This is a genomic window from Salinicoccus sesuvii, from assembly GCF_042648145.1.
GTDB lineage: Bacteria > Bacillota > Bacilli > Staphylococcales > Salinicoccaceae > Salinicoccus > Salinicoccus sesuvii.
The window spans coordinates 26,551-51,238 of sequence record NZ_JBHRWV010000010.1; the positions used below are offsets into that span (position 1 = coordinate 26,551).

The window sequence follows — 24,688 nt, forward strand, 5'->3', positions numbered from 1 at the left end:
ACATAAAATCAGAGGAGGCATTCATTATGTCCGACAAAATCAAAGAAATACTGAGTCAAATGACTCTCGAAGAGAAGGTTGAAATGTGTTCAGGTGCTGATTTCTGGAATCTGAAAGGAATAGAGCGTCTTGGTGTTCCTTCAATACTGGTAACTGATGGTCCTCATGGCGTTAGAAAACAAGCGGAAGGCGCCGACCATTTGGGATTGACCGACAGTCTCCCTGCAACGTGCTTCCCTTCAGCAGCAGGTCTCGCAAGTACATGGGATCGTGATCTGCTTACAAAAGTGGGGCAGACACTTGGAACAGAAGCGTTATCGGAAAAAGTGGGCGTACTGCTTGGCCCGGGTGCCAATATTAAACGTTCCCCACTATGTGGCCGGAATTTTGAATATTTTTCAGAAGATCCATATCTATCCAGTGAACTTGCTGCGAGCCATATCAATGGTTTGCAGAGCCAAGGTGTAGGTGGATCGTTGAAACACTTCGCTGTCAACAACCAAGAACACAGACGTATGTCTACAAACGCTGTAGTAGACGAGCGGACGTTGCGCGAAATATACCTCGCAAGCTTCGAAGGAGCTGTAAAAAAGGCTCAGCCTTGGACAGTGATGAGTGCATACAATAAAGTGAATGGTGAATTCGCTTCAGAGAACCACCGTCTCCTCACAGAAATCCTTAGAGAAGAATGGGGATTCGATGGGATTGTAGTATCCGACTGGGGGGCAGTAAATGAGAGAGTAGCAAGCTTGAAAGCTGGGCTTGAACTTGAAATGCCAGGCAGTTATGGCATTGGCAAGAAGAAACTGCTTGAAGCCATTGATTCAGGTGCACTGGAGACTGATCAATTGGATGAGTCCGTAGAAGGACTACTTGAATTGATTCTCAAAGTTGCAGAAAACCAAAAGAACGATGTATCTTTTGATAAGAAAACGCATCATAATTTCGCAAGTGAAGTGGCGTCTGAGAGTATGGTACTCCTGAGAAATGAAGACCAAATCCTCCCGATTTCCAAAGAAAAAGATGTCGCAATCATTGGTGCATTGGCAAGAAAACCGCGTTACCAAGGTGGGGGCAGTTCAAACATCAATCCAACAGAGCTTGACGATATCTATAACGAGCTGTGCAAAGACAATACGTCAGACGTAAGTTACTCCGAGGGATATACGCTTGACGGAGACCAAGTAGATGACTCGCTTATACAAGAAGCCCAAAAACATGCTGCCGAAGCAGAAATAGCAGTGCTATTCCTTGGTCTTCCGGATGCATATGAATCTGAAGGTTATGACCGCACACATCTGTCCTTACCTGAAAATCAGCTACAACTGATTGAAGCAATCAGCGAAGTCCAATCCAATATTGTCGTTGTATTAAGTAATGGTGCACCTATAGAGATGCCTTGGCTATCTAAGGTTAAAGCGGTACTTGAAGGATATCTTGGAGGACAGGCCCTAGGTAGCGCAATTGCCAAACTACTGTATGGTGATGTAAACCCGAGTGGTAGATTGGCTGAAACCTTCCCGATTAGACTGGAAGATAATCCTTCATATCTCAACTTCCCAGGCGACGGTGATGAAGTAGAGTATAAAGAAGGTATCTATGTCGGCTATCGCTACTATGACAAAAAGAATGTGGAACCCCTGTTCCCATTTGGCTATGGATTGAGTTATACAACATTCGAATTCGGTAATCTTGAAGTGGAAGAAGCTCAAAATGGAGATTATAATGTAAAGGTTTCTGTAGACATTAGTAACACAGGCGATCGCGCAGGCAAGGAAGTCGGACAACTTTACGTAAAAGATGTTGAGGCTACCATTTCACGTCCTGAGAAGGAATTAAAAGGGTTCGAGAAAGTTTATCTGGATCCAGGCGAAACCAAAAGAGTCACCTTCGAGCTCGATATGCGTTCCTTTGCTTTTTATGATGTTGATCTAGAGGACTGGCGCGTAGAAGGTGGAGAGTTTGAGATTGCGGTGGGTTCATCTTCAAGGAATCTAAAACTTTCTCAGACAGTCACTGTAAAAGATAGTCATACTAAGACGGAGAAAGTCGGTCGCAACACGACGATAGGTGATTTGATGAAGAACCCTGAGCAAGCGAAAATTGTCGAAAATATGCTTGCAAGTGTTGAGACACCACTTACTCAGCATATGGATGAAAATAGTGGCATGAGTGATATGATGGAAGCCATGACGAATTATCTGCCACTCCGTGCATTATCCAACTTTAGTGAAGGTAAATTCACAGAAGAAGATATGCAAAAGTATATTGATGAATTGAATCAAGTAAGTACGTCTACTGTTTAATCAATTTCTATGGAAAGAGAAGTAAAAACCCCACTTTAAAGTGGGGTTTTATTTGGTTGGATACTGATACAACTTACTTAAGACGTTTAATATTTAAACTGCAATTAGGGTTGAAATGAGGAACATTAAATCTATTTAAACTCAGAGCAATCAACATGTTAAAAGGAATCAGATTTCGCTCTTTTGGCAAGGGAAGTATTTAGCAATTTAGATATGGTACCATCAAATTAATTGGATTATAGACTTCGGAGCGTTTGCTTTAGTGTATCCAGCATATGATTTCGCGGAAATACTCTAACTACGGCAAAGCGTTTTAGACATATGTATCGACCTGTATCCTAACGGTGAACAACTATCCGAGGGATTGTCTTTTTATAAAGAAACATTTGCTCTACAGGAAGTATTGCATGGCATTGGAAATAATGCTGGTAAAGCATTCGAGAATGGTATCAAAAATTACAGGTGGATGATTTACTCTGCAAATAGAAAACCTTGTTTGAGGAAAGTCCTCAAACAAGGTTTTTGCTTACTTAGTGGCGAAAAACTTCTCAGCTTTAGCCAGGAATGGCTCATCTTCCGGTGTCATTTCGTATTCTTCTACGATCGCATCTACCGGGCAGACTGCGACGCACGCGCCACAGTCGATACAGATATCAGGATCGATATAGAACTGGTCTGGTCCTTCTTCGATACAATCGACAGGACAGACTTCTACGCAATCTCCGGACTTCTCAGCCATACACGGTTGCAGGATAACATATGCCATGGTACGACCTCCTCACTTTTATGAATATTTCTTTCATTGGTTGGGGCTGGTACTCGTAATCTTATGTGTAGACTTGAAATATGCCTCATTCTTCTGCTGTATGCTTTTCATCAGGCAAATCATCTATATATCAATCATAAGGCATATGCGTAATCAGGTCAATTTAGCGAATGGATTAATAAGAATCGATTTTAAATTCGTAACGATTTTCACCGGTCTGTCCGTCTTCTGAGAAAGTCCGTTCGACAAATGTTGCATTGTCGTCATGGTCGACGAGAACGACTGTGGATGACCGTGTGCCGTAGTCTGGTATATTGATGAAGGCTGACGATAGTTGGCGTTCAAGTGATTCAGGTAATCCCGTCTCTGGAAGTACGCCTGAGGTTTGTTCAGAATCATACAGGATATCAAAAATTATATCGATATCTATCGTATCTGCAGTCTGCAGATAATCATCCAACCGAGTTTTGCCTTTGACGACTTTCGGCCATGGTGTATCGAGATGGTGATTGCTTAGGCCATGTGCACCGTCAGTAACAACATCGGCACTGTTCCCATCATTGTTCAGGTAGAAAAGTTCGTTCTGGTTACCCACAAGCAGATTGAATCCGGAATAATCACCTTTCGCTTTATCAAGGGCGTCAAGGTAGGTTTCTGGGTCTGACTGTCCAGTGAGATAATCGCTGACTAACGCGCCACGCGATTTCTTATCGGGATCCTCAAATCCCGGTTTCCTGATGTTTGTGACGGCTGCGAAACGTCCCTGCTTTGTCATTCCAAGCCATGTCCCGCCTTTACTCAAATCCTGTCCAGCAAGCATGTCGGGATATTCCTCCCAAAATTGTGCAGGTGCAGTCGGGCGCCCATAAAATTCATCCCGGTTGGCTGCAATGACCAGTTTGTAGCGGGGATGGTTGTTCTTTTGAAAAATAATCAAGCACATATAAATCCCTCGTTCTTCTATAAGTTATATACATATTATCATTGTGCGTGTGATGTAGCATGGCATCTGTTTATAGATGACTAAGAGGAAAATCTTGTGCTCTCTTTAAGCGCCTCCCCAACACTGGTATAATGATGGATATTAAAAATTGTGGAGGTAAAGATGAAGAAATTATTATGGTCGATACCAGTAATCGTTATCCTTCTGGCTGTAGGGCTTTATTTTCTGATGACATCCGATCTTTTTCAGAAATCGGAAGAGGAGACACTGAACGCATATACTGAAGCATACCAGAATGGAGAATATACAGATATATACCCGCTTCTTGATGCATCTTCCAAAGAGAATTATTCTGAAGCGGAAGTTGTAGAGCGGAACCAGCAACTATTCGATTCACTCGGAGTAGAGAGTGCAAGTCTCGAAAATATGGAAAAGGTGGAATCCGAGTCAGAAGATGACATGGAGTGGTCCTATACCGGCAATCTTATACTTGATACGCGCTATGGGGAACTGAATAGAGACTACCAGGTGGATTTCACCTACGATGAGGAAGAGAATGACTGGTTCGTTGAGTGGACGCCGGATATGATTATTCCGGGACTTGATGACAATGAATTGAGGATCGAAACCACTTCAGGCGCACGGGGGGACATATTGGACCGTAATGGAGAGCCGCTTGCATTCAATGGTACCAAGGAAACGGTAGGGTACATTGCCGGCCAGGTGAGTGAAGCGGAGCTTGTTGAAGCTGCTGAGGTGCTCAATGTGGGAGAAGAACGTCTAAAAAGTATCACGGAAGCCTCCTGGATAGAAGACGGCATGTTCGTACCGATAAAAGATGCACACCGGTTTACAGAGACCGAAAAGGCCGATTTCGAGGAGCAGGAACTCACTATCCAGTCCTCCAGTGAACGAGAGTACCCACTCGATGAAGCAGGCTACCATCTACTTGGATATATTGGACCGATTACCGCAGAGGAACTGGAAGAAAGGGAACAATACAGTTCAGATGATGTAATTGGCAAACAAGGCATCGAAAGACTTTACGAGGATAGGTTGAAACCAGAACAAGGGTTTACTGTACAGTTTGTTGATAAAGATGGCACTATAGAAGAAGAACTGTTCAGCGAAGCACCAAAGGACGGTGAGGATATCATTCTTACAATCGATCGTGAGACTCAGTCTACGATCTACGAAAATCTAAAATCGGACTCGGGCGCAGGTGTCGCCATGGATCCGAATAATGGAGAAATGCTCGCTACTGTCAGTTACCCGAGCCCGAGTCCGTATGACTTCATGTTCGGACTAACGCAGGAAGAGTATGACACACTTGAATCCGACGAAGGTAACCCATTGATGAATAAATTTAACCGAACGGCATCCCCAGGATCGACGCAGAAGATCCTGACCGCGATTGTGGCAATGAATACGGACGACTTCGACAAGGATGCAGAGATCGAAATTACAGGGAGAGGTTGGCAACAGGATGCATCATGGGGCGGCTATGAAGTGAACCGTTACCACGTAATGGATGAAGTATTTAATCTGAATAAAGCTCTGACTTATTCGGACAATATCTATTTTGCACGTACGGCGCTGGATCTTGGAGCAGAGACCTTTGTAGAAGGCATGACGGATCTTGGGATTGGTCAGGAATATGATACAGACTATCCGATCTACACAAGCCAAGTCTCTAATGCTGGCACAATAGACAGCGACATACTGCTCGCAGATACAGGCTACGGGCAAGGAGAGTTACTGATCTCTCCAATCCAGATCACTTCCATCTATGGCGCAGTCGTCAATGGTGGAGATATCTACGCCCCGCATATCATGCTTGAGACAGAAGAAGACGTATTGATTGAAGACATTGCCACTCAGGAGGATCTCGACTATCTCGAATCAGCGATGCGTGATGTTGTAAGGCTGAACCATCCGGATGACACCGAGCGTGACTACGCAGAATTTGCCGGCAAGACCGGAACGAGTGAAAACAAAACATCACAGGAATCGGGTGGAGAAGAAACAGGCTGGTTCATCGGCTATGATCAGAATACCAAAGATATGGTCATGAGCCTGTACGTAGAAAGAGTGGAAGATAGGGGGATGAGTGAATACACTGCCCAAAAGTTTGCTGAGATACACGATGATCTTAGAGAATAGAAAAATCCCGGAACCCCATGGTTCCGGGATTTTTTTGTATATAAAAGAAATACTTTGAATCTAAATAAAAAGAAAGAAGAAAAAACTAAAAATAAATGTGGATTTATATGCAATTTTATGTATAATTAATAGATATTATTAATTGACCTTCATGGGAGGGGTTTAGATGAATCGTGATTTTCTAAAAGATAGCAAACGTGTCGTCATTAAGATTGGTACAAATTCGATAATGAAGTCGCCCGGAGAAATTGACTACCGAAAAATTGATCGTTTGTCCTATGTCTGTTCCGTACTTCAGCAGCAAGGAAAAGAAGTCATACTCGTCAGTTCAGGAGCGGTCGGTGTTGGCGCCTGCACCTTGAAACTAAAAGAATATCCTGAGACAATCGCAGATTTCCAGGCACTCGCTTCCGTCGGCCAGTGTGCACTCATGAACCTCTATTGCCGCTTCTTCCAACACTATGACCAATACGTCGGACAGATTCTAATGACTCGCGATATCGTTGATTTTCCGATTTCATATGTCAACTGTCAGTCCGCGATCAACTCCCTTCTGGCAAGAAAGATTATCCCGGTCATCAACGAAAATGATGCCATCTCAACAGACGAGAAAACCTATAATAGAAAGTTCGGTGAAAACGATACGCTTGCTGCGGTTGTGACAGAACTGGTAGATGCAGATATCCTTATCATACTGAGTGATGTTGATGGCCTATATGATGCAAACCCACATACCACCAGCTATGCAAAACTGATACCAAGTGTAGGCAATGTGGACGAAGACATACTTGGTATGGCAGAAGGTGCCGGTTCGACATTTGCTACCGGTGGTATGGCGACAAAGCTTAAAGCAGCCAAGTATCTCATGGATAACAACAAGAGCATGATCATTACAAGTGCTGAAGATCCTTCTTTGGTATTCGACATATTCAAAGGCAATGAGATTGGGACATTATTTAAAAAAGACGTGCGAGAAAAAGCACTGCAAGGGGAGGAGAAATAATGGGACATGCACCTGTAGATAACGATACGGTACTTGAGAAGATGGGGGTAGCGGCAAAATCCGCAGCAAAAATACTGCGCAAACTGAGTGCTGCCGAGAAGAACGAAGCCCTTCATAAGATGGCAGAGGCGCTAGAATCACAGCAGGACTTCATTCTGGCTGAAAATACGAAGGATTTGATGCACAGTAAGGAAGCAGAGTATCCAGAATCAATGGTCGAACGTCTGACGTTGAACCAGGAACGCATCCAGGGCATGGCGAATGGGTTGAGACAGATTGCCACCTTGCCGGATCCGACTGGCGTATCAAAAGGTGAGTGGGTGAACGCCGATGGACTTAGAATTACCAGGCGAAGCGTACCACTCGGTGTTATCGGCATCATCTACGAATCACGTCCGAATGTGACGGTTGATGCCACTGCGCTATGTTTGAAAGCAGGTAACACCGTGATACTTAGAGGTGGTAAGGAAGCGATCAACAGCAACAAAGCTCTGATCCAGGTGCTGAAATCCGGGCTTGAAGGTTCCAATGTACCTATCGACAGTATTCAGCTGATTACAGACCCGTCTAGGGAACTGGCAGCAAAATTCATGAAATTCAATGCCGGCCTCGACTGTCTGATTCCTCGCGGGGGCGGCAACCTGATACAGACCGTACTTGATAACGCCACGGTGCCAGTCATTGAAACAGGGACGGGCAACTGCCATCTTTACGTGCATGAGCAGGCAGACCTAGCGATGGCAAAATCCATACTGGTCAATGGTAAAACGCATCGTCCGTCAGTCTGCAATGCCCTTGAGACATTGCTAATCGATGAGAGTATCGCGGATGCTGCATTGCCGACCTTAGCAGAAGCCCTGGCAGAAAAAGGGGTACTGATCCACGGGGACGACAAGGTGTGTGCCATCATCAAAGATGCAGTACCGGCGACTGACGCTGATTACCATACGGAATACCTTGCAAACGAGATCGCTGTGAAGATTGTTTCAGATTATGATGCTGCAGTTTCCCATATAGAAGCCTATTCATCCGGTCATTCAGATGCCATTGTCACAAGCAGTTATACGCATGCCCAGGATTTTCTTGTTGATATCGATTCGGCCGCGGTATATGTTAATGCTTCGACCCGCTTCACGGATGGTGAGATGTTCGGCTTCGGTGGGGAAATCGGCATCAGTACACAAAAACTCCACGCCAGGGGTCCGATGGGACTTGAAGCGTTGACGAGCTATAAGTACACTATTCTAGGATCAGGCCAAATCAAGGCATAAGAAAACCCCTCTCAATATTGAGAGGGGTTTTCTGCATTAACATGAAATACTAGTAATATCCTAAAATATTATTAAAGTTTTACGATGTTAACAGCTTGTGGTCCGCGCTGACCTTCTTCGATGCTGAATTCTACAGCTTGACCTTCGTCAAGTGTTTTGTAGCCTTCGCCTTCGATGTTGGAGAAGTGAGCGAATACGTCGTCTCCGCCTTCAACTTCGATGAAACCGAAACCTTTGTCTGCATTGAACCATTTAACTGTACCTTGTGTCATATAAATGACCTCCATAAATAAATTTAATAATATCTTAAGCGTATAAACATAAAAAAATTCACACGTTACAAAAAGTACCGGCCAAATCACGATTACTCTTTGTAACATGTGAATTAGATACTGCTATACTTAAAAATCTTATTACAGTTACTATACACCTTATAAAGTGGTATGTCCACCCTAAAAGGCGAATAAGTTAAAAAAGATGCTACCGCCATTGTTAATAGCGGTAGCAATTTTACTATTTCTTATTGACCGAAGCATCGTAAATGGTATCTACAGCCTCTTTTAACTTCTTATCAAATTCCTCATCGGACTGGTTGACGTTAAGTTCCGCTGCCAGCGCCCGGGAGAAGCTTGCGATCAATCCTTCATTCTCTCTGAGTTTTTCATTTGCCTCGTCTCTTGAGTAACCACCGGAGAGGGCAACTACCCTGAGTACTCTCGGATGCTCGATTAGGGATTTATATTCATTCGCATGCGTCGGGATAGATAGCTTCAGCATGACCTGCTCGTCGCCTGTCAACTGATCGAGATATTTCTCGATTTCTTCTCGGAGAATCTTTTCGGATTCCGCCTTGTTTTCACTGTAGACATTGACCTCAGGCTCGATGATCGGCATCAGGCCAGCGTCGAGAATCTGTCTGCCGACTTCGAACTGCTGATCAACCACCTCTTTAATACCTTGCTCGTTCGGTTCAAGAATGTTAGAGCGCATCTTCGTACCGAAAATACCTCTTTCTTTTGCACGCTCGAGCAACTGGTCGAGTTCCGGCATCGGCTTCATGAGCTGTACACCATCTTTTTCATCGGCAAGTCCCTTGTCCACTTTCAGGAAGGGCACAATACCTTTGTCTGCAAGGTACTCAGCAGTGTACTTACCGTCAATTTCCCGATCCATCGTCTGTTCAAATAGAATGGCACCGAGAATGCGGTCGGCATTAAATGACGGGGAGGTGATGATGCGGGTCCGCATCTCATGCACGAGTGTAAACATTTCGTCTTCGTTGGAGTAGGCGTCTTCCTGAACACCATATCCGAGAAGTGCTTTTGGAGTACTGCCACCACTCTGGTCGAGCGCCGCAATAAATCCTTTTCCATTTTTTACTTTGTCGAACTGCTGCTGATTCATGAATTCCACTCCTTTTTTCGATTATCCATACTGAGTATTCCCTAAAATCGAAGGATTATAACTTCCTGATCCTTATATTGTAATTTTCCATTATTACTACAGTTACGTCAAACCATAACGTCCCCAGGAGTCGGGTGGTTTGTAAATAAAGTTAAAAGCATAAGAGTTTGATGAATATAATGTGAATCATTTTAAAGGTTCTGTAAATTTTCTGATTCTGGAATCTTTATATGGTTAAATGCTGTTTGGAGGCGAGGAATTATGAAGACTATAGAAATGACCGACATAACTAAGTCATACGACAAACAGAAAAATGTCCTCAACGAAATCAATCTGACGATAGAAGAGGGCGAGTTTTTTGTACTTGTCGGACCTTCCGGATCAGGCAAGAGCACGTTGCTCAGAATGATTGCGGGACTTGAAGGCATAACTGACGGCATTATGAAGATTGACGGCAAGGCGGTCAATCATCTTCCACCGAAAGATCGCGACCTATCGATGGTCTTTCAGAACTATGCGCTCTATCCACACATGAGTGTCGAGCAGAACATCCTTTTTGGACTGCAGGCAAAAAAGGTCGGCAAAGAAGAACAGCGCAGAAGACTGATCGAGACCACAGATATGATGGGACTAAGCGATTATCTGAAAAGAAAACCGAGGGAACTATCCGGCGGGCAACGCCAACGTGTCGCCCTAGCACGGGCAGTGGTCAGTCAGGCGCCGATATGCCTGATGGATGAACCATTGTCGAACCTGGATGCCAAACTGCGGGCAAGTATGCGCATTGAAATCAGAAGATTGCAGAAGCGTCTCGGACTGACGATGATCTATGTGACGCACGATCAGGTCGAGGCGATGACGATGGGGGACCGGATCATGGTACTACACGATGGCAGCATCCAGCAGATTGGAGATCCGATTGAACTCTACAATGAGCCGTCCAACCTTTTCGTGGCCTCTTTCATCGGCTCACCCAAAATGAATCTTGGCAGAGCTGAACTGAATACGGCAGAAGAGAGGCTGCTTGTGGAAGACATGCTTGATATTAGGGCAACCCAGACGTTGATGTCTGAAATACCAGCGGGTACAGACATCACTGTCGGTATTCGTGCCGAACATCTTACATATGCAGAAAAGAATGAAGCCACGCACCATATGGAGGCAGTAAATGTAGAAAACCTCGGTAACGAAACAACCATCGCTTTTGAATTGAATAATGAAATATGGACGGCGAAATGGCCAGGACAGTGGGATATCACAGTCGGCGAAATGGTACCTGTGAAGATTTCCTGTGAAGACCTTGCCATTTTTGACACCGCCAGTGGCAGGCTGATCCGAGCAGCCCGACCGACCTCAAAAGGCATGGTGACGGTATGAGTACGATAACTCCGGCTACTCGTCCATACAATGAGATGCAACTCACGTTTGAAATGGAGCGGCGGAGGGTGAAGAACCGTAATTTCATCAAAGGTATTTTGTTTCTTCTGCCTTCTATCCTTCTTTTTAGCGTATTCCTGTTCTATCCAATGCTCAAGACAGTCTACCTGAGCTTCTTTCTGACAAATGCAAGTGGTGCGACCACTGTCTTCGTAGGTCTGCAAAATTACATACAGCTCTTCACCTCCCCAATATTTCTGAAGAGCTTCCAATCCACTTTTCTTTTTGTTCTGTACATCGTACCGACAACAATCGCCATCAGCCTTTTTCTTGCGGTTCTGGCGAATGAAAAACTTAAGGGCATCGGTATTTTCAGAACCATCTTCTCATCCACGATGGGGATATCTGTGGCAGCTGCGTCAGTCTTCTGGCTGTACCTGTTCAACCCAACAATGGGTCTGCTGAATGAAATACTCAGCCTTTTTGGCATAGCAGGCATCGGCTGGCTGACCGATCCGACATGGGCGCTCATCGCCATCTCAATTACGACGGTATGGATGAACATCGGTTTCACATTCCTGATTCTCCTCGGTGGGCTGCAGTCGATTGATTCGAGCCTTTACGAAAGTGCTGATATCGACGGTGCGGGCTACTTTTACAAACTGAGAAGAATCACTGTGCCCATGCTGTCTCCGACGCTGTTTTTTGTACTTACTGTAACAATCATAAACGCTTTCCAGACGTTTGGTCAGATTGATATTCTGACCCAGGGTGGGCCCCAGAACGAAACGAACCTGATTGTCTATTCAATATATCGCGAAGCATTTGTAAACTATCAGTTCGGCGCTGCAAGTGCACAGGCAGTCGTCCTCTTCATCCTGATTCTGGTGATGACCGCAATCCAGTTCAAATTCGGTGAAAAGAAGGTGCACTACCAATGACAATGCCACTCAGTCAGAAAATTATATTCTATTTGCTGCTGATTGTCTCTGCACTTTTGATATTCGCGCCAACACTGATGGCTTTTGTCATGAGTTTCATGTCAAATCAGGATATTCTCACCGGTAGCCTGCCCACATCTCTTACGCTAGATAACTATCGCCGGGCGTTCAGCACTTTTCCACTCATGGGTTATCTCGTCAACAGCGTCATCGTGTCGGTGCTGATCATGATTGGACAACTCATACTCTCAAGTCTTGCAGCCTATGCGTTCGTGTTCTTAGAATTCAAAGGCCGTGATGTGCTGTTCTATATTTTCATCGCAACCATGATGGTGCCGTTTGAAGCTTCGGTCATCCCGAACTTCCACATCATTAGGGACCTCGGCTGGATTGACAGTTACGCCGGATTGACCGTGCCATTCTTCGCCATGGCGTTCGGCACATTCCTGTTGCGGCAGAGCTTCAAGACAATTCCAAAAGAACTGCGGGAAGCGAGTTTGATTACCGGCATGGGAGATTTCAAATTCTATCTCACCGTCGTCCTCCCAGTCGCGAAGACGAGTCTTGTCACGCTTGGGGTGTATGGTTTCCTGACATCATGGAATATGTACCTGTGGCCACTGCTTGCGACGACGAACGATAGTGTACGCACAGTACAGATCGGGCTTAAACAGATGCAGACGCAAGAACAGCTCAACCAGTGGGGGGTCATTATGGCGGGAGCTGTCATCGTCATAATCCCGACGCTACTGCTGCTCTTCTTGGGACAGAAGAAACTCCAGAAAGGTTTGACGGAAGGTGCTTTGAAATAATTTGGGTGTTAAAGATTCACCATATAAATATTAATGGAATAGGGAGTGTTTCAATTGTTTAGAAAGAATCTCATGTTTTTGCTTGCTTTAGGAATTTTGTTCGTACTGGCTGCTTGCGGGTCAGGTGAGGAGGCTGAAAATACGGCTGAAGCAGACGAGTCTACAGAATCATCAACCGAAGGTAGCAGTGAAGAAGCACCAGGAGAAGTGCAGACAGTAACATTCTGGCACTCCATGGGAGGGGCTGGTCAGGAAGCGCTGAACAGTATTGTCGAAGACTACAATGCTTCCCAAGATGCAGTGCAAGTCGATGCTGAATACCAAGGTAGCTACGATGAGTCATTGACAAAATTCAATGCAGTGGCAGGCAGTGATAGTGCACCGACAATGATCCAGACGTTCGAAATTGGTACTATGTCCATGATCAACAGCGGACAAACTAAACCGATCCAGGATTTCATCGATGAAGATGGCTACGACATGAGTTCACTTGAAGATAACATCGTCAACTACTATTCATTGGACGATACATTCCACTCTATGCCATTCAACAGCTCTACACCTGTAATGTACTACAATAAGGATGCCTTTGAAGCAGCAGGTCTCGATCCGGAAGCACCACCAGAAACATTCGAAGCAGTCGAGGAAGCAAGTAAGGCAATCACGGAATCGAACACTGAAATGAAAGGTTTCGCCTTGCAGGCCTACGGATGGCTATGGGAGCAACTCCTTGCCAATCAGGGGGCACTGCTTCTAAACAATGACAATGGTCGCGGTGATACAGCAACAGAAATTGGCTGGACGGAAGAAGAAGGGAAATCCATCTTCAACTGGGTAGAGAACATGGTAGAGGATGGCACTTTCGCGAACTACGGTACAAATGGCGACAACATGATGGCCGGATTCCTGGCTGAAGATGTTTCGATGTTTGTCCAATCATCTGCAAGCTCAAGAGACGTCATCGACAATGCACCGTTTGAAGTCGGTATCGCATACCTTCCACATCCTGAAGACAAGGAACGTGAAGGTGTTGTCATCGGTGGTGCGAGTCTGTGGATGATCGATGGCAAGCCAGAAGCAGAACAAGATGCAGCATGGGAATTCATGAAGTACCTACAAACTCCTGAAGTTCAGGCAGAATGGCATGTGGGTACAGGATACTTCGCCATCAATCCTGAAGCCTATGATGAAGAAGTTGCAGTACAAGCGCATGAAGAAATGCCACAGCTACAAGTGACGGTAGACCAGCTTCAGGAAACAACATCTTCCTACGCGACACAAGGGGCGTTGATGGATATGCTGCCTGAAGGTAGAAAAGTGATGGAAACAGCACTTGAAGCAGTTTATAATGGCGCAGACGTGGATGCAGAATATGACAATGCTGTAGAACGCTATAACCAGGCCATCCAACAGGCCAACCAGGCACGCGGCAACGAGTAGAATTGGTGCTGAAGTAAAAATAGCTGTCACTCCGTGAGTGATAGCTATTTTTTTGATTCTAGTTCCGCTTGTTTGGGATCTGGCGTGCTGATTATCGTTCGTTACGGGAATGATAATTTCTTTAAGATTATGTAAATATACAATATGAAGGAAGCAGATATGATTAAATGGTATATATAGAAGAAAATAAATACTGCTGTCCTGGATCAGCATCATATTGTCTAGCGATTATAGCGACAGAACCATTGAGTATTGTTCTAAACAACGCACGGATTAGGAGGAAGTTCAATGCAAACGAAAATATATGGTCATAGAGGTGCCATGGGGGAGTACCCTGAAAATACGATGCTGGCATTTAAGAAGGCAATCGCAGCTGGCGTGGATGGTCTGGAAATCGATGTTCATCTGTCCCGTGATGGTGAAGTGGTGGTCATTCACGACGAATATGTCAATCGTACGACTGACGGTTATGGTGCAGTCAAAGATATGGATCTACGGGCACTGAAGTTGCTGAGTGCTGGCAGCGAGTTTGAAGCGTTGGATAATTATGATCCGACAACTTGGACCAGTGAACAGATTCCGACTTTGGACGAAGTGCTGAATCTCGTAGAGTACTATGGGATTGAATTGAACATAGAGCTGAAAACAAATGTATTCGAATATGAGGGGATAGAGCAGCGGGTGCACGAGATCGTGGCCGACCATAACTATCTCGACAAGGTCATCTACTCCTCTTTCCACATGCCAAGCATTCTCAGGATGAAGGCGATATATCCGGAGGCAAGAATTGCCTGGTTGACCGACAAAGTACCGTTATGGCCGATTGATCACATGGAGGAGCTTGCGCTTGAAGCACTGCATATCAGCTATAAGGCAATATTGAGGTACCCTGGTAGAATCTCTGGCATAGAGGACAGGATAAGGGTTTGGACGGTGAATGAAACGACGGATGCCAGGAAACTCATCGATCACGGTGTTGAAACGTTAATGACGAACTATCCTGAGAGAATGATGGCAATCTCAAGAACGCACCAAAAAAAGATAGAGCACATTTAAATGTGCTCTATCTTTTAATGTCTTCAAGCATGTCGGTCATTACTTTCTGTAGTGGCAGTCTGGCAAGTAGGCCCCATTTCGGAAGGTGGTCAAGACCAAGCTTTTCTTGGTGCGTATACATATAGATGTTGGCCGGGAAAACAGCCCATAAGAACTTCTGCATGCTTGAGAGCTGCCAGTTCTTTATTCTGCCGGTCAAAAGCAAAACGCCGAACACAAGTTCAAGGACGCCAGTAAAATAGGCGATGAATGTCTTGAACGGGATGAATGCGGGAGTGATCTTTGCGAATTTTTCAGGCTTTAGAAAGTGTGCGATGCCTGCGAAGGTAAAAACGGTACCCATTATCAATCTTTTCATCGTGATGCTCCTTATCAATAAATATGATTCCATTATATACCTCTTAAGGAGAGATTGTAAAAGCAGCTGCAAGTGGATGTCTTTTGTAATTTAGGGCATGCTTTAAAATGGCTCGAAATGATGTGTGATGTGCGTGTTAATCCACCTGTTTTAGCACTTTCATATTTGTACTAATACCCAGTAGCAGAGCCGATGGAAGAGGCAATTTACTACCCGTAAAAAAAACTTTTTATTTTGCTTATTTTTTTAGTGAAAACACTTACACCATGTGCTATACTTCGATTAATGTTTTTAGGAAAGGGGATACGTATGGAGGCGACTTTTGTAGATTTCCTGACACAGTTCTTTGTAATGGCGACAGTGGGTGGTTTCGGTTATTTGGTATTTAAAATACATAATGATGCGTCGGAAGAGGAAAAAGCGGAGTAGACACTCCGCTTTTTTTGTTGCCTCAAACCTGCAGTAATATGATGCCAGAGAGTATCATCAAAACACCGATGATGCGTCTTCTGTCGATCGGATGCCGATGAATGCCGAAGAGCCCGAAGTGATCGATAACGAGACCAATTAACATCTGTCCGAATATCACACTCATGAGCGTCAGAGTCGCACCTAGATGGGGTAGCAGAATGATGTTGGTAGTGACGTAGATTGCGCCGAGTGGGCCGCCCATCATGTGCCACCATTGAAGTTTCCCCGTACTCCTACTTGAAGTCTTAAAGCTGAGCCGTCGTGCTGTAGCAAAAGACAATACAAGCAGTGCCAGTGTCCCAATGACGAACGAGACTAAAGAAGCCAGAAAGAACGATGATACTTCATATCTTAATGCGCTATTGATTGCTGTTTGTATAGGCGGCAGTGCACCTGTGCATAGTCCGAGCAGTAGCCAGCCATTGGATTGGCTCTGTGCAGTCCGAGCACTTCTTTTTTTATAGTTCATAAATATGATGCCCGCAAGCATGATGCTGATACCGAGTATTCGGAAGAGACCAAGCGGTTGTACCGGTGCACCGAACCAACCGAAAGTATCCACCATAAGCCCGATAATCATCTGACCTGCCACGGTCATGATGACGGTTAGGGCAGCGCCTATTTTGGGCAACAGGATGATATTTCCGGTCAAGTAGATAACGCCAAGCAGGCCACCTGTAAACCATATGTATGAAAAATCATGGGAAAGTATGAAAGAGGGTGCGAGTTTTCCCGGGTTTACTACAAGGTTAATTATGATGAGCAGGATCGTCCCCGTTAAAAAAGAATAGAATGAAGCAAGCAGCAGTGACCGGGTGAAGCCAGCGAGGCGACTATTGACTGAAGTTTGTAATGGTACGAGCATCCCGACTGCTACGCCGAATATAAGCAGAAAAATCAAGCGTGTCCCTCCTTGTCATTGTAAGAATGATAATTATTATCGTTTGCTTTGTAAAAAGAAAACGAAGTTTGGTAATGTATAGTTAGTAATTATAATACAGAGTATAGGAGCAATGGAAATGAATGTTTTCGAAACAATAAAGAACAGGCGCAGTATTGCTAAGATGAAGGATGTTCCGGTTGAACGGGAGAAAGTTGAAAAGATTCTTGAAGCAGCGATCTGGGCACCAAACCATCGCCATACAGAGCCGTGGAAGTTCTTTGTTCTGAGCGGTGAGGGCAGACGACCGTTATCGAGGGTACTTAAGGAAGTAGCCTATGGTCGTGTGGATGAGCCGGAATCAGAGGCGGGCCAAAAGCGTATCGAGAAAATCAGCCAGAAACCTATGGCTGCGCCGACAGTCATTGTAGTGGCCCTGTCTCCAGACGATGACCCGAAAGCAATCTATATAGAAGATGTATGTGCTGTTGCAGCAGCAACACAGAATATGCTACTTGCAGCACACGAGATGGGCATTGCTTCCATATGGAGAAGTGGACCGATATTCGACACACCACCGGTCAGGGAATATTTTAATCTGGAAGAACGTGAAGAAATTTTAGGACTTATTTTCCTAGGCGAACCAGATATGGAAAAAGGCAATGTCAAACGTACGCCGTTTGAAGAAAAGACGACTTGGATTGAGTCGGACGACTAGTTCGTTTCTGTTTAATCTATTTCTCAATCTTAGTTTATAGTGGCACGCCACAATATACTTCGAAGGTATTATATCAAGTGATATTACTTATACAGTCGTGGACGTTCTAGTCGCGCCGACAGCTCCTTTATGTGTCGTCCAATGAAAGAGGGCTCGGCTTAAAATATTCACGCAGGAGGCATTAGAATGAAGTTTGTTGCAGGAGCGTGCTTTGCTGTAGGTCTGCTAATTATGATCGGTCTGCAGACAATATTACCGGATTCGTTTGCCGTAGTGGGGTATTTGGCCATGCTGATACTTTTTGCTGTGGGCCTATATTTCAGTTATGACAGCGAACTTTAAAATGAAACCTGCCATAGCGGTGGGTTTCATTTAATAATTGAATACACATATAGAGATGAGGAAACTGTATGAAACGTTTTTTCGAAGCTGTTATTAGTCGCAGCTTACTGTTTATCATTTTAGTTTTTACCATTGCGATTTTTGGTGTCTATACCTTCATCACCATTGATCAGCGGGAAATACCCGAAACAGAAGTCAACTTGATCAATGTGACGACAGCGTGGCCAGGTGCCGACAAGAGTGATGTGGAAACGAACATAACAGAAATAATGGAGGCTGAAGTTTTCGGTATCGATGGCGTCGATGGGGTATCTTCTGTGTCCCAAGATGGAGTTTCGGTACTGACGCTTGAACTTTCGGATTCTGCTGAACCGAAAGACGTACTCAATGCAGTTAACAATATGACTGGTGGACTCTCCGGTGACCTGCCGGAAAATGCTTCAGATCCACAAGTGGAATCCATCGGCAATGCATTTCCGTTACTGAGCTACCAGTTCCATACAGAGGAACGGGCGGCCCTCGATGAAATCAGGCCCGACTTAGAAGGACTCGAGCGGGAAGTCCTTCAGCTGTCTGGCATTGATGGGGTCACTGTCAAAGGCTACACTGCCGACTCCTACACCATTTCGCTAGATCGTGAAGCAATGGCAGAGGAGTCTCTGGACCCAAACCAGATTCTTGGGGAAATAGAAACTGCATTGGGTCCGGTCATTCTCGGAGAGGATGTTGATAATGGTGAAATCATCCGGCTGTCTTTCCAGGACGAAATGCCGCTATCGGTTCTTGAGCAAGTGCGAATTGGCCCTGAAAGCATAGCGCTTGATGACCTTGCAGAGATTGAAATGATATCTGGTGAGCCGGAAGATATTGTGGAATACGAAGGAGAGCCTGCCGTATCGTTTACCGTATTCTTGTCTCCTGGTGAAGACGTTCCTTCTGTTTCACAAGATGTCGAATCAATTGTGAACGATACAATTGACGGTTTACCAGAAGATATAACGGCTACGAATATTTCTTCTGAAAGAGAAAATGTAGAAGATATATTTACTGGACTATACATGTCTTTAGCTATTGCCTTGATTGCAGTCATTCTGAGTACCTCACTTGGTCTCTCGCTCGTCGGATCGGTTACGGTGATGACGACGGTCGTACTCTCTGTAGTCATCGGTCTCATTCCGGTCCCATGGTTCGGAGTTGATCTCAACCAGATTTCAGTCATCGGTCTGATTATTGCACTTGGTATACTGGTGGATGATTCAATTGTAGTCAACGACAATATAGAAAGAAGATTTACAATCGGGGATAACCGTGTGGATGGCGTCTTCAATGGATTGAAGGAGGTGGCTCCCTCAGTCATCTCGTCCACGCTTGCTATCGTCTTCACATTCTCTCCGCTTCTTTTACTGTCGGGTGCCAACGGTGATTTCATCAAAGCACTACCGAGTGTACTGATTACAACAATGATTGCGTCAACGGTACTTGCACTAACATTTGTCCCGGCTGCCAGGTATTTGCTTGGTCAGAGGAAAGCGCCTGACTATCCAGGACTGTTTGGACGACTGTTTGCACGAGGTGGCGATGTATATGCAGATAAGGTATTGCCAGTAATTATCAAACGTCCGCTTGTCACTTTCCTGACAGTGTTGGTTATTGGCACACTATCACTTGGACTGATCCGCTTTACACCGTTCGAGTTCTTCCCTGAAGCGGACCGCTCCGAAGTGACAATAGATCTGATTTTTGATGAATCCCAAACCATTGAGCAAACACATGAGGAGGCCAACGCGGTACTCGATCACATTTTGGATGAAATGCCACATGTAGAAGCAGCATCGCTATTTACCGGCTCAGGACTACCAAACCTATTCGGTGCATCACTCAGTCAGTCCGGTCCGAATACAGCTCAGATCGCGCTTGAAATCGATAAAACAGAACTCAGTGCATCTGAGACGATTGATCAGTACGAAGCACCACTTAGAGATGCTTTTCCAGAAACCACCATTTTCATGGAAACCATCGTACAGGGACCGCCTGAAGGCGCACCGATTACAGTTGAACTATATGAAACAGATCTAGAGCGGCTTAGTGAAGAAACTGATTCTCTCAAAAGTATGCTCGAAGCAGATGGTGCGCTTGTGACTACCAATCTGGGTGAAAGTGTACCGACCAATCAGTACACGATCAACCATGAGGCACTTGAAGAAAATAATATTTCCATATCTCAAATAAAAAATGAGCTGAATATGCTCTCTGCGGGCATTCCGGTACAGGGTATCGTAGTGGACGGCGAGACGCGCGAAACGACGCTCAAATATTCTGACGCATCGACACTCGATAACATTGATGTTGTCAGTACTTCAGGGGATCAGCCGCAAACCTATCCGTTATTAGACTTCGTAGAAGTAACAGAAATGGAGAGTCCCAAGTATATTCACCACGAAAATGGTGATAGGATGGTCGAGCTGGAAGTATACGCAGACGATGAAGCGGTGGCTAATGAAACCATCGAATCGTTCCGTGATACCTTGAGTGATTCTAGTAACATTGTCGTGGGTGGAGAAACCTCCGATCAGACAGATTTCTTCGTCGAAATTAGTATTCTATTTGGCATCATACTCATACTGGTGTACCTTGTCATTGCAGTTGAGTTTAACTCGATCATCATGCCGTTAATTATTGTCTTCAGCATCTTCCTTGCCATCAGTGGAGGGATCATCGGTTTGTTTGTGACTCAGACACCGATTAGTTTCCTTGGTATCATGGGTATGGTCTCACTATCGGGCATAGTCGTTAGAAACGCGATTGTCCTTCTCGACTTTATTGAAGCGAGAAGGAAGAGTGATCAATTCAATATCAATGAGGCGATCTACGAGAGTGGGCGTGCTCGTTTCAAACCGATTCTACTGACAACGATAACCAGCATCATTGCCCTGACACCAGTTGCATTCAGCGGTGACGCACTATTCGTGCCGCTGGCCGTTACAGTCATTGCAGGAATTGCATTCTCCACAATACTATCAATGATTGCAACACCAAGCCTCTACTACTTGTACTACCGGTTGAGGTACCGGAAATAATCCAAAAAATAGACGCAATGCCTGAAAAGGTATCGCGTCTATTTTTGTGACTCGTGTGTAAAAATGGCTGCAATCCATGGTTCAAAAGGCAAGTCGGTGAGGCGAGTTCTTAGTTGGCGGCGTATATCGTCCTGCACACTGATTCGTATGTCTGTATCCAAGGGGACAACGAAGTCGACTTCGATATAGAGTTTCGGTCCCATTTTTTGCATTCGTAGAGCATAGTCCTCAAAATCATGTTCGCGTGAAAGAAGTGCGACTTCAGTTTCTACTACATCGCTGATCTGGTGCCGTGGTGCCATTTCAAGTAGTTCCCGTAAGGCTGTGTACATTTCTAGGAGAGGAACTTTGATAAAGTAGACGGCGACTATAATGACCATCAAGGGATCTATGTAAGAGACAAATCGATCTAGGGGTGTGAAGCTCAGAATCCAGCCGATGACAAATCCCAAAAGCACACCACCGCTGAGCAATGCATCCATACGCCACTGATTCATCTCTGCGGAGACAATTTCATCCCTGGCGCCTTTTGACCGGAAGTAGAAGTAAGCTATAAAGCATCCGAGGGTTGAAATGAGTGCATAAGCAATCCCTGTAGTCATTGACATCTCGTTTCCACCGGAGAAGAGGGCACTAGCTGCCTGAACTAAGGAAATAAGTATAAGGACAAGAATACCGACGTATTTGATGGTGATAGTCAGTGGAATGAAACTCTCTTTGCCGAATGGGAAGCGCTCTTCATCCTCCTTTTCAATAAACCGTAAAGCGAGCATCGACAATATCGATAAGAGGACGCTGATGAAGGAATAGTAGCCATCAAACTGTATCATCTGACTGTCGGCTAAAATACCCCAGACAATTCCCAGTACTGCAAACGTAAGCCCGCCGATGATGGAAATCATGATGAGTTTTTGAACTCTGCTGTTATTCATAATGGGATCCTTTCTTGTTGCTTACAGTTAATTATACAAGGAACGTGGGACGACTGCTTCTATTCGTTTAGCATCACTTTTTCGTAAGAAGGGATCCGGCCCTTTTGGTAGGTACCTAAAATATTGATGAACCTGCTGACTTTACCGACATCATCCAAGGCACGGTCCAATATTTCGCCCAATCCCTCTTCGACATCAATAAAGAAGCCGTATGAAAAAGGCTTATGCTGGATTGGCCTTGAGGTCAGGTTAAGCAGATTGACATCATGATTCTTGAAAATATTAAGTATTTCGCTGAGCGATCCGGTGCTGTGGTCGCTTTCAATATACAATGAGGTCTTGCTCGCTTTTTCAAGGCGTGCCATAGCTCCTTTCCTAAAGAACAGGAAGCGTGTGGTATTGAAAGGATTGTCACTGATGTTCTCGCGTACAATGTTCATTCCATAGAGTTCGGCCGCATGGCTGCCAGCGATGGCGGCGATTGTCGGGTCATCAGCGTCTCGGACCATTCTGACAGCTTCAGCTGTATCGGAATATTCTTTGACTTCGATGTTATGGTAGCCGCTTAAATATGCATGACACTGCTCCAATGCTTCTGGGTGCGAATAGACCCGTGTCAGTTTACGTAGGTCTGTTGGGTGTCTACTGATCAGAGCATGATCGATTTTGACATACACCTCCTCCACAGCATCGACTTCGAGATATTTCATTAAGTCGATCGTACGTGTAATCGGACCACTCGTTGAGTTTTCGACGGGTAAGGCGATATAGTCGACTTCATTCTCTACGAGCGCATCCACTAGCGATTTGAACGTAGCATATCCCTTCATAACATGCGCACGGCCATCGGAAAATTTTTTACAGGCGACTTCACTATAAGATCCTTCTACACCTTGATATCCTATTAGCATTACCATCACTCCTATAGATAAAATAAAAAACCATCTGAATCACTCCTGGCAAAAGAGAAACCCAAATGGTCTAAAAAATAAAAATCCCAGCCACTTAGATTTCATAAATGGCCGGGAATGAAAATTCTCATTCAAATCAGCCATCGTGGATATAGAACGTCTATATTCACGATGGAACATAGACGCTATCTAAAATGGCTAAAGAAAAAAGTATTCAATTGAGCTATCGTGTCATGTGTATCCATATCAATCACTCAATTCGATTAAGATTGCCTATAATCCTACCAATAGATGTGTGAATTGTCAATATATTATCCATATTTCTACGCATTTTTCCTTCGAACGTATAAAATAGAGAAGTAATGATATCGCTATGATAGAATCAGAATAACATTCAATATCATAAGATGAATAGAAATAATCCCGACATAGGAGTGTACAATATGGAAAAGTTGAAAATAGGCATCATATACGGCGGACAGTCGACGGAGCATGAAGTCTCATTGCGTTCTGCTAAAAGCGTACTAGATGCGCTGGATAAGAGTCGCTACGCAGTTAGTCTAATTTACATATCGAAATCAGGAGAATGGCTGCTTGCTGATCAGTCCGATAAAATCGAAGTATTAAAAGATAAAGAGAATGGCATTAGCTTATCCATTTTACCTTCGCGTCAGTTCATTTCGGAGAAGGGCGAGCACGCACTGGATGCAGTGCTGCCAATTTTGCATGGTACTGCCGGTGAGGATGGTGTCGTCCAAGGGGTGCTTCAGATGATGAACCTCCCTTATGCAGGCTGCAACGTCAGAAGTTCAGCAGTATGCATGGATAAAGATATGACGAAACGTCTGCTGAAGATGGAAGGTATCAGTGTGGCAGAATGGGTGCTCTGCCGGCAGCACGAAAGAGATGCCGTCGATTATGATACGGTGAAGACAAAGCTCGGCTTGCCGATGTTCATCAAACCTGTCAATCAGGGTTCTTCTGTCGGTGTATCTAAAGTGACAGATGAGAAGACGTTCCAGAATGCGCTAGATCTCGCATTTGATTTCGATACTAAAGTGATGATCGAAAGTGCCGTAGAAGGACGTGAAATTGAAGTGTCCGTCCTCGGCAACACGGAACCTTTCGTATCGGTGCCTGGCGAAATCGTGGCAAATACCGACTTTTATTCCTATGAATCGAAGTATATCGATGAGAATGGCGCTGCGCTCGAGATCCCGGCAAAGCTTGATGATGAGGTACGTGAGCATATCCAAAAGACAGCAGTCGATGCCTACAGGATACTCGACTGCGAAGGCATGTCCCGTGTCGATGTCTTCTTGCAGGAAGACGGAGAGGTTATTGTAAACGAGATCAATACACTACCAGGCTTTACTAGCATCAGCATGTATCCGAAACTGCTTGAAGCTTCCGGCATCAGCTATAGCGAGTTGTTGGACCGACTGATTTCACTATCATTGGAACGCCATGCACTAAACAGCAGTTTAAAAACCGATCTATCGTAGAGAACTCAATAG

The 24,688-nt window shown here is 44.8% G+C and carries 21 protein-coding genes; 13 read left to right on the plus strand and 8 right to left on the minus strand.

Annotation, left to right across the window (positions count from 1 at the left end):
- Positions 1-26: 26 nt before the first annotated feature.
- Positions 27-2,306, plus strand: coding sequence for a glycoside hydrolase family 3 C-terminal domain-containing protein (locus tag ACFOJ8_RS12150; RefSeq protein ID WP_380652238.1), 2,280 nt, complete (start codon positions 27-29; stop codon positions 2,304-2,306).
- Between the two features lie 526 nt (positions 2,307-2,832).
- On the opposite strand, the gene ACFOJ8_RS12155 is transcribed toward ACFOJ8_RS12150, so the two are convergent.
- Positions 2,833-3,072: an indolepyruvate ferredoxin oxidoreductase subunit alpha gene (locus tag ACFOJ8_RS12155; RefSeq protein ID WP_380652241.1), complete on the minus strand. Its 240-nt coding sequence runs from the start codon at positions 3,070-3,072 to the stop codon at positions 2,833-2,835.
- 175 nt (positions 3,073-3,247) lie between these two features.
- Positions 3,248-4,015, minus strand: a complete 768-nt coding sequence (locus tag ACFOJ8_RS12160) for an NRDE family protein (protein WP_380652244.1) — start codon at positions 4,013-4,015, stop codon at positions 3,248-3,250.
- Positions 4,016-4,177: 162 nt separating this feature from the next.
- Here ACFOJ8_RS12160 and ACFOJ8_RS12165 point away from each other — a divergent pair, with 162 nt between their 5' ends.
- The 3 genes from ACFOJ8_RS12165 to ACFOJ8_RS12175 all read left to right on the plus strand — a co-directional run bounded on the left by ACFOJ8_RS12165 (position 4,178) and on the right by ACFOJ8_RS12175 (position 8,452).
- The gene (locus tag ACFOJ8_RS12165) at positions 4,178-6,178 is read left to right on the plus strand and encodes a penicillin-binding transpeptidase domain-containing protein (RefSeq protein WP_380652247.1); all 2,001 of its coding nucleotides are present in this window, start codon (positions 4,178-4,180) and stop codon (positions 6,176-6,178) included.
- A gap of 166 nt (positions 6,179-6,344) precedes the next feature.
- Positions 6,345-7,181: a glutamate 5-kinase gene (gene proB / locus ACFOJ8_RS12170; protein ID WP_380652250.1), complete on the plus strand. Its 837-nt coding sequence runs from the start codon at positions 6,345-6,347 to the stop codon at positions 7,179-7,181.
- Complete coding sequence (locus tag ACFOJ8_RS12175) at positions 7,181-8,452, plus strand: glutamate-5-semialdehyde dehydrogenase (protein ID WP_380652253.1); 1,272 nt, start codon at positions 7,181-7,183, stop codon at positions 8,450-8,452. The genes proB and ACFOJ8_RS12175 overlap by 1 nt, the downstream gene beginning before the upstream one ends.
- Positions 8,453-8,523: 71 nt before the next feature.
- Here the strand turns inward: ACFOJ8_RS12175 and ACFOJ8_RS12180 are convergent, their stop codons facing one another.
- Both ACFOJ8_RS12180 and ACFOJ8_RS12185 read right to left on the minus strand, forming a co-directional pair.
- Complete coding sequence (locus tag ACFOJ8_RS12180; RefSeq protein WP_145288934.1) at positions 8,524-8,724, minus strand: cold-shock protein; 201 nt, start codon at positions 8,722-8,724, stop codon at positions 8,524-8,526.
- Between the two features lie 241 nt (positions 8,725-8,965).
- Positions 8,966-9,856: a fructose bisphosphate aldolase gene (locus ACFOJ8_RS12185; RefSeq protein ID WP_380652256.1), complete on the minus strand. Its 891-nt coding sequence runs from the start codon at positions 9,854-9,856 to the stop codon at positions 8,966-8,968.
- A gap of 261 nt (positions 9,857-10,117) precedes the next feature.
- Here ACFOJ8_RS12185 and ACFOJ8_RS12190 point away from each other — a divergent pair, with 261 nt between their 5' ends.
- From ACFOJ8_RS12190 to ACFOJ8_RS12210, 5 genes are all read left to right on the plus strand, one after another.
- Entirely contained in the window at positions 10,118-11,233 is a 1,116-nt protein-coding gene (locus ACFOJ8_RS12190) for an ABC transporter ATP-binding protein (RefSeq protein WP_380652259.1), read from the plus strand.
- 53 nt (positions 11,234-11,286) lie between these two features.
- Positions 11,287-12,174 (plus strand): carbohydrate ABC transporter permease, encoded by an 888-nt coding sequence (locus ACFOJ8_RS12195; RefSeq protein ID WP_380656991.1) that lies wholly within the window; start codon positions 11,287-11,289, stop codon positions 12,172-12,174.
- On the plus strand, positions 12,171-12,986 hold the full coding sequence (locus ACFOJ8_RS12200) for a carbohydrate ABC transporter permease (protein ID WP_380652262.1): 816 nt from the start codon (positions 12,171-12,173) through the stop codon (positions 12,984-12,986). The genes ACFOJ8_RS12195 and ACFOJ8_RS12200 overlap by 4 nt, the downstream gene beginning before the upstream one ends.
- 54 nt (positions 12,987-13,040) lie before the next feature.
- Positions 13,041-14,426 (plus strand): ABC transporter substrate-binding protein, encoded by a 1,386-nt coding sequence (locus ACFOJ8_RS12205; RefSeq protein WP_380652264.1) that lies wholly within the window; start codon positions 13,041-13,043, stop codon positions 14,424-14,426.
- Between the two features lie 288 nt (positions 14,427-14,714).
- Entirely contained in the window at positions 14,715-15,482 is a 768-nt protein-coding gene (locus ACFOJ8_RS12210) for a glycerophosphodiester phosphodiesterase (protein WP_380652266.1), read from the plus strand.
- Positions 15,483-15,489: 7 nt separating this feature from the next.
- On the opposite strand, the gene ACFOJ8_RS12215 is transcribed toward ACFOJ8_RS12210, so the two are convergent.
- Together ACFOJ8_RS12215 and ACFOJ8_RS12220 are read right to left on the minus strand one after the other, a co-directional pair.
- A complete protein-coding gene (locus ACFOJ8_RS12215) occupies positions 15,490-15,840 on the minus strand; it encodes a DoxX family protein (protein ID WP_380652268.1) in 351 nt (116 codons plus the stop codon).
- Positions 15,841-16,291: 451 nt separating this feature from the next.
- Positions 16,292-17,212, minus strand: a complete 921-nt coding sequence (locus tag ACFOJ8_RS12220) for a DMT family transporter (protein ID WP_380652269.1) — start codon at positions 17,210-17,212, stop codon at positions 16,292-16,294.
- Between the two features lie 118 nt (positions 17,213-17,330).
- Here ACFOJ8_RS12220 and ACFOJ8_RS12225 point away from each other — a divergent pair, with 118 nt between their 5' ends.
- The 3 genes from ACFOJ8_RS12225 (at position 17,331) to ACFOJ8_RS12235 (ending at position 21,328) form a co-directional block, all read left to right on the plus strand.
- The gene (locus tag ACFOJ8_RS12225; protein ID WP_380652271.1) at positions 17,331-17,909 is read left to right on the plus strand and encodes a nitroreductase family protein; all 579 of its coding nucleotides are present in this window, start codon (positions 17,331-17,333) and stop codon (positions 17,907-17,909) included.
- Between the two features lie 186 nt (positions 17,910-18,095).
- On the plus strand, positions 18,096-18,251 hold the full coding sequence (locus ACFOJ8_RS12230; RefSeq protein WP_380652273.1) for a hypothetical protein: 156 nt from the start codon (positions 18,096-18,098) through the stop codon (positions 18,249-18,251).
- A gap of 68 nt (positions 18,252-18,319) precedes the next feature.
- Positions 18,320-21,328 (plus strand): efflux RND transporter permease subunit, encoded by a 3,009-nt coding sequence (locus ACFOJ8_RS12235; RefSeq protein WP_380652274.1) that lies wholly within the window; start codon positions 18,320-18,322, stop codon positions 21,326-21,328.
- A 38-nt stretch (positions 21,329-21,366) separates the two neighbouring features.
- On the opposite strand, the gene ACFOJ8_RS12240 is transcribed toward ACFOJ8_RS12235, so the two are convergent.
- Both ACFOJ8_RS12240 and ACFOJ8_RS12245 read right to left on the minus strand, forming a co-directional pair.
- Positions 21,367-22,260, minus strand: coding sequence for a cation diffusion facilitator family transporter (locus ACFOJ8_RS12240; protein WP_380652276.1), 894 nt, complete (start codon positions 22,258-22,260; stop codon positions 21,367-21,369).
- Positions 22,261-22,319: 59 nt separating this feature from the next.
- Positions 22,320-23,171 (minus strand): prephenate dehydratase, encoded by an 852-nt coding sequence (locus tag ACFOJ8_RS12245; RefSeq protein WP_380652278.1) that lies wholly within the window; start codon positions 23,169-23,171, stop codon positions 22,320-22,322.
- 443 nt (positions 23,172-23,614) lie between these two features.
- On the opposite strand from ACFOJ8_RS12245, the gene ddlA reads away from it, so the two are divergent.
- Positions 23,615-24,676 carry a D-alanine--D-alanine ligase gene (gene ddlA / locus ACFOJ8_RS12250; RefSeq protein ID WP_380652280.1) on the plus strand — a complete coding sequence of 354 codons (1,062 nt, stop codon included), beginning with the start codon at positions 23,615-23,617 and terminating at the stop codon, positions 24,674-24,676.
- Positions 24,677-24,688 lie beyond the last annotated feature (12 nt).

What these genes read in the sequence shown, in the direction of transcription:
- ACFOJ8_RS12175 (WP_380652253.1), top strand. Translation starts at nt 7,181, where the DNA reads ATGGGACATGCACCTGTAGATAACGATACGGTACTTGAGAAGATGGGG.
- ACFOJ8_RS12225 (WP_380652271.1), top strand. Translation starts at nt 17,331, where the DNA reads ATGAATGTTTTCGAAACAATAAAGAACAGGCGCAGTATTGCTAAGATG.
- ACFOJ8_RS12235 (WP_380652274.1), top strand. Translation starts at nt 18,320, where the DNA reads ATGAAACGTTTTTTCGAAGCTGTTATTAGTCGCAGCTTACTGTTTATC.
- ACFOJ8_RS12210 (WP_380652266.1), top strand. Translation starts at nt 14,715, where the DNA reads ATGCAAACGAAAATATATGGTCATAGAGGTGCCATGGGGGAGTACCCT.
- ACFOJ8_RS12230 (WP_380652273.1), top strand. Translation starts at nt 18,096, where the DNA reads ATGAAGTTTGTTGCAGGAGCGTGCTTTGCTGTAGGTCTGCTAATTATG.
- ACFOJ8_RS12150 (WP_380652238.1), top strand. Translation starts at nt 27, where the DNA reads ATGTCCGACAAAATCAAAGAAATACTGAGTCAAATGACTCTCGAAGAG.
- ACFOJ8_RS12195 (WP_380656991.1), top strand. Translation starts at nt 11,287, where the DNA reads ATGGAGCGGCGGAGGGTGAAGAACCGTAATTTCATCAAAGGTATTTTG.
- ACFOJ8_RS12190 (WP_380652259.1), top strand. Translation starts at nt 10,118, where the DNA reads ATGAAGACTATAGAAATGACCGACATAACTAAGTCATACGACAAACAG.
- ACFOJ8_RS12215 (WP_380652268.1), bottom strand. Translation starts at nt 15,840, where the DNA reads ATGAAAAGATTGATAATGGGTACCGTTTTTACCTTCGCAGGCATCGCA.
- ACFOJ8_RS12185 (WP_380652256.1), bottom strand. Translation starts at nt 9,856, where the DNA reads ATGAATCAGCAGCAGTTCGACAAAGTAAAAAATGGAAAAGGATTTATT.
- ACFOJ8_RS12155 (WP_380652241.1), bottom strand. Translation starts at nt 3,072, where the DNA reads ATGGCATATGTTATCCTGCAACCGTGTATGGCTGAGAAGTCCGGAGAT.
- ACFOJ8_RS12240 (WP_380652276.1), bottom strand. Translation starts at nt 22,260, where the DNA reads ATGAATAACAGCAGAGTTCAAAAACTCATCATGATTTCCATCATCGGC.
- ACFOJ8_RS12200 (WP_380652262.1), top strand. Translation starts at nt 12,171, where the DNA reads ATGACAATGCCACTCAGTCAGAAAATTATATTCTATTTGCTGCTGATT.
- ACFOJ8_RS12245 (WP_380652278.1), bottom strand. Translation starts at nt 23,171, where the DNA reads ATGCTAATAGGATATCAAGGTGTAGAAGGATCTTATAGTGAAGTCGCC.
- ACFOJ8_RS12180 (WP_145288934.1), bottom strand. Translation starts at nt 8,724, where the DNA reads ATGACACAAGGTACAGTTAAATGGTTCAATGCAGACAAAGGTTTCGGT.
- ACFOJ8_RS12160 (WP_380652244.1), bottom strand. Translation starts at nt 4,015, where the DNA reads ATGTGCTTGATTATTTTTCAAAAGAACAACCATCCCCGCTACAAACTG.
- ddlA (WP_380652280.1), top strand. Translation starts at nt 23,615, where the DNA reads ATGGAAAAGTTGAAAATAGGCATCATATACGGCGGACAGTCGACGGAG.
- proB (WP_380652250.1), top strand. Translation starts at nt 6,345, where the DNA reads ATGAATCGTGATTTTCTAAAAGATAGCAAACGTGTCGTCATTAAGATT.
- ACFOJ8_RS12165 (WP_380652247.1), top strand. Translation starts at nt 4,178, where the DNA reads ATGAAGAAATTATTATGGTCGATACCAGTAATCGTTATCCTTCTGGCT.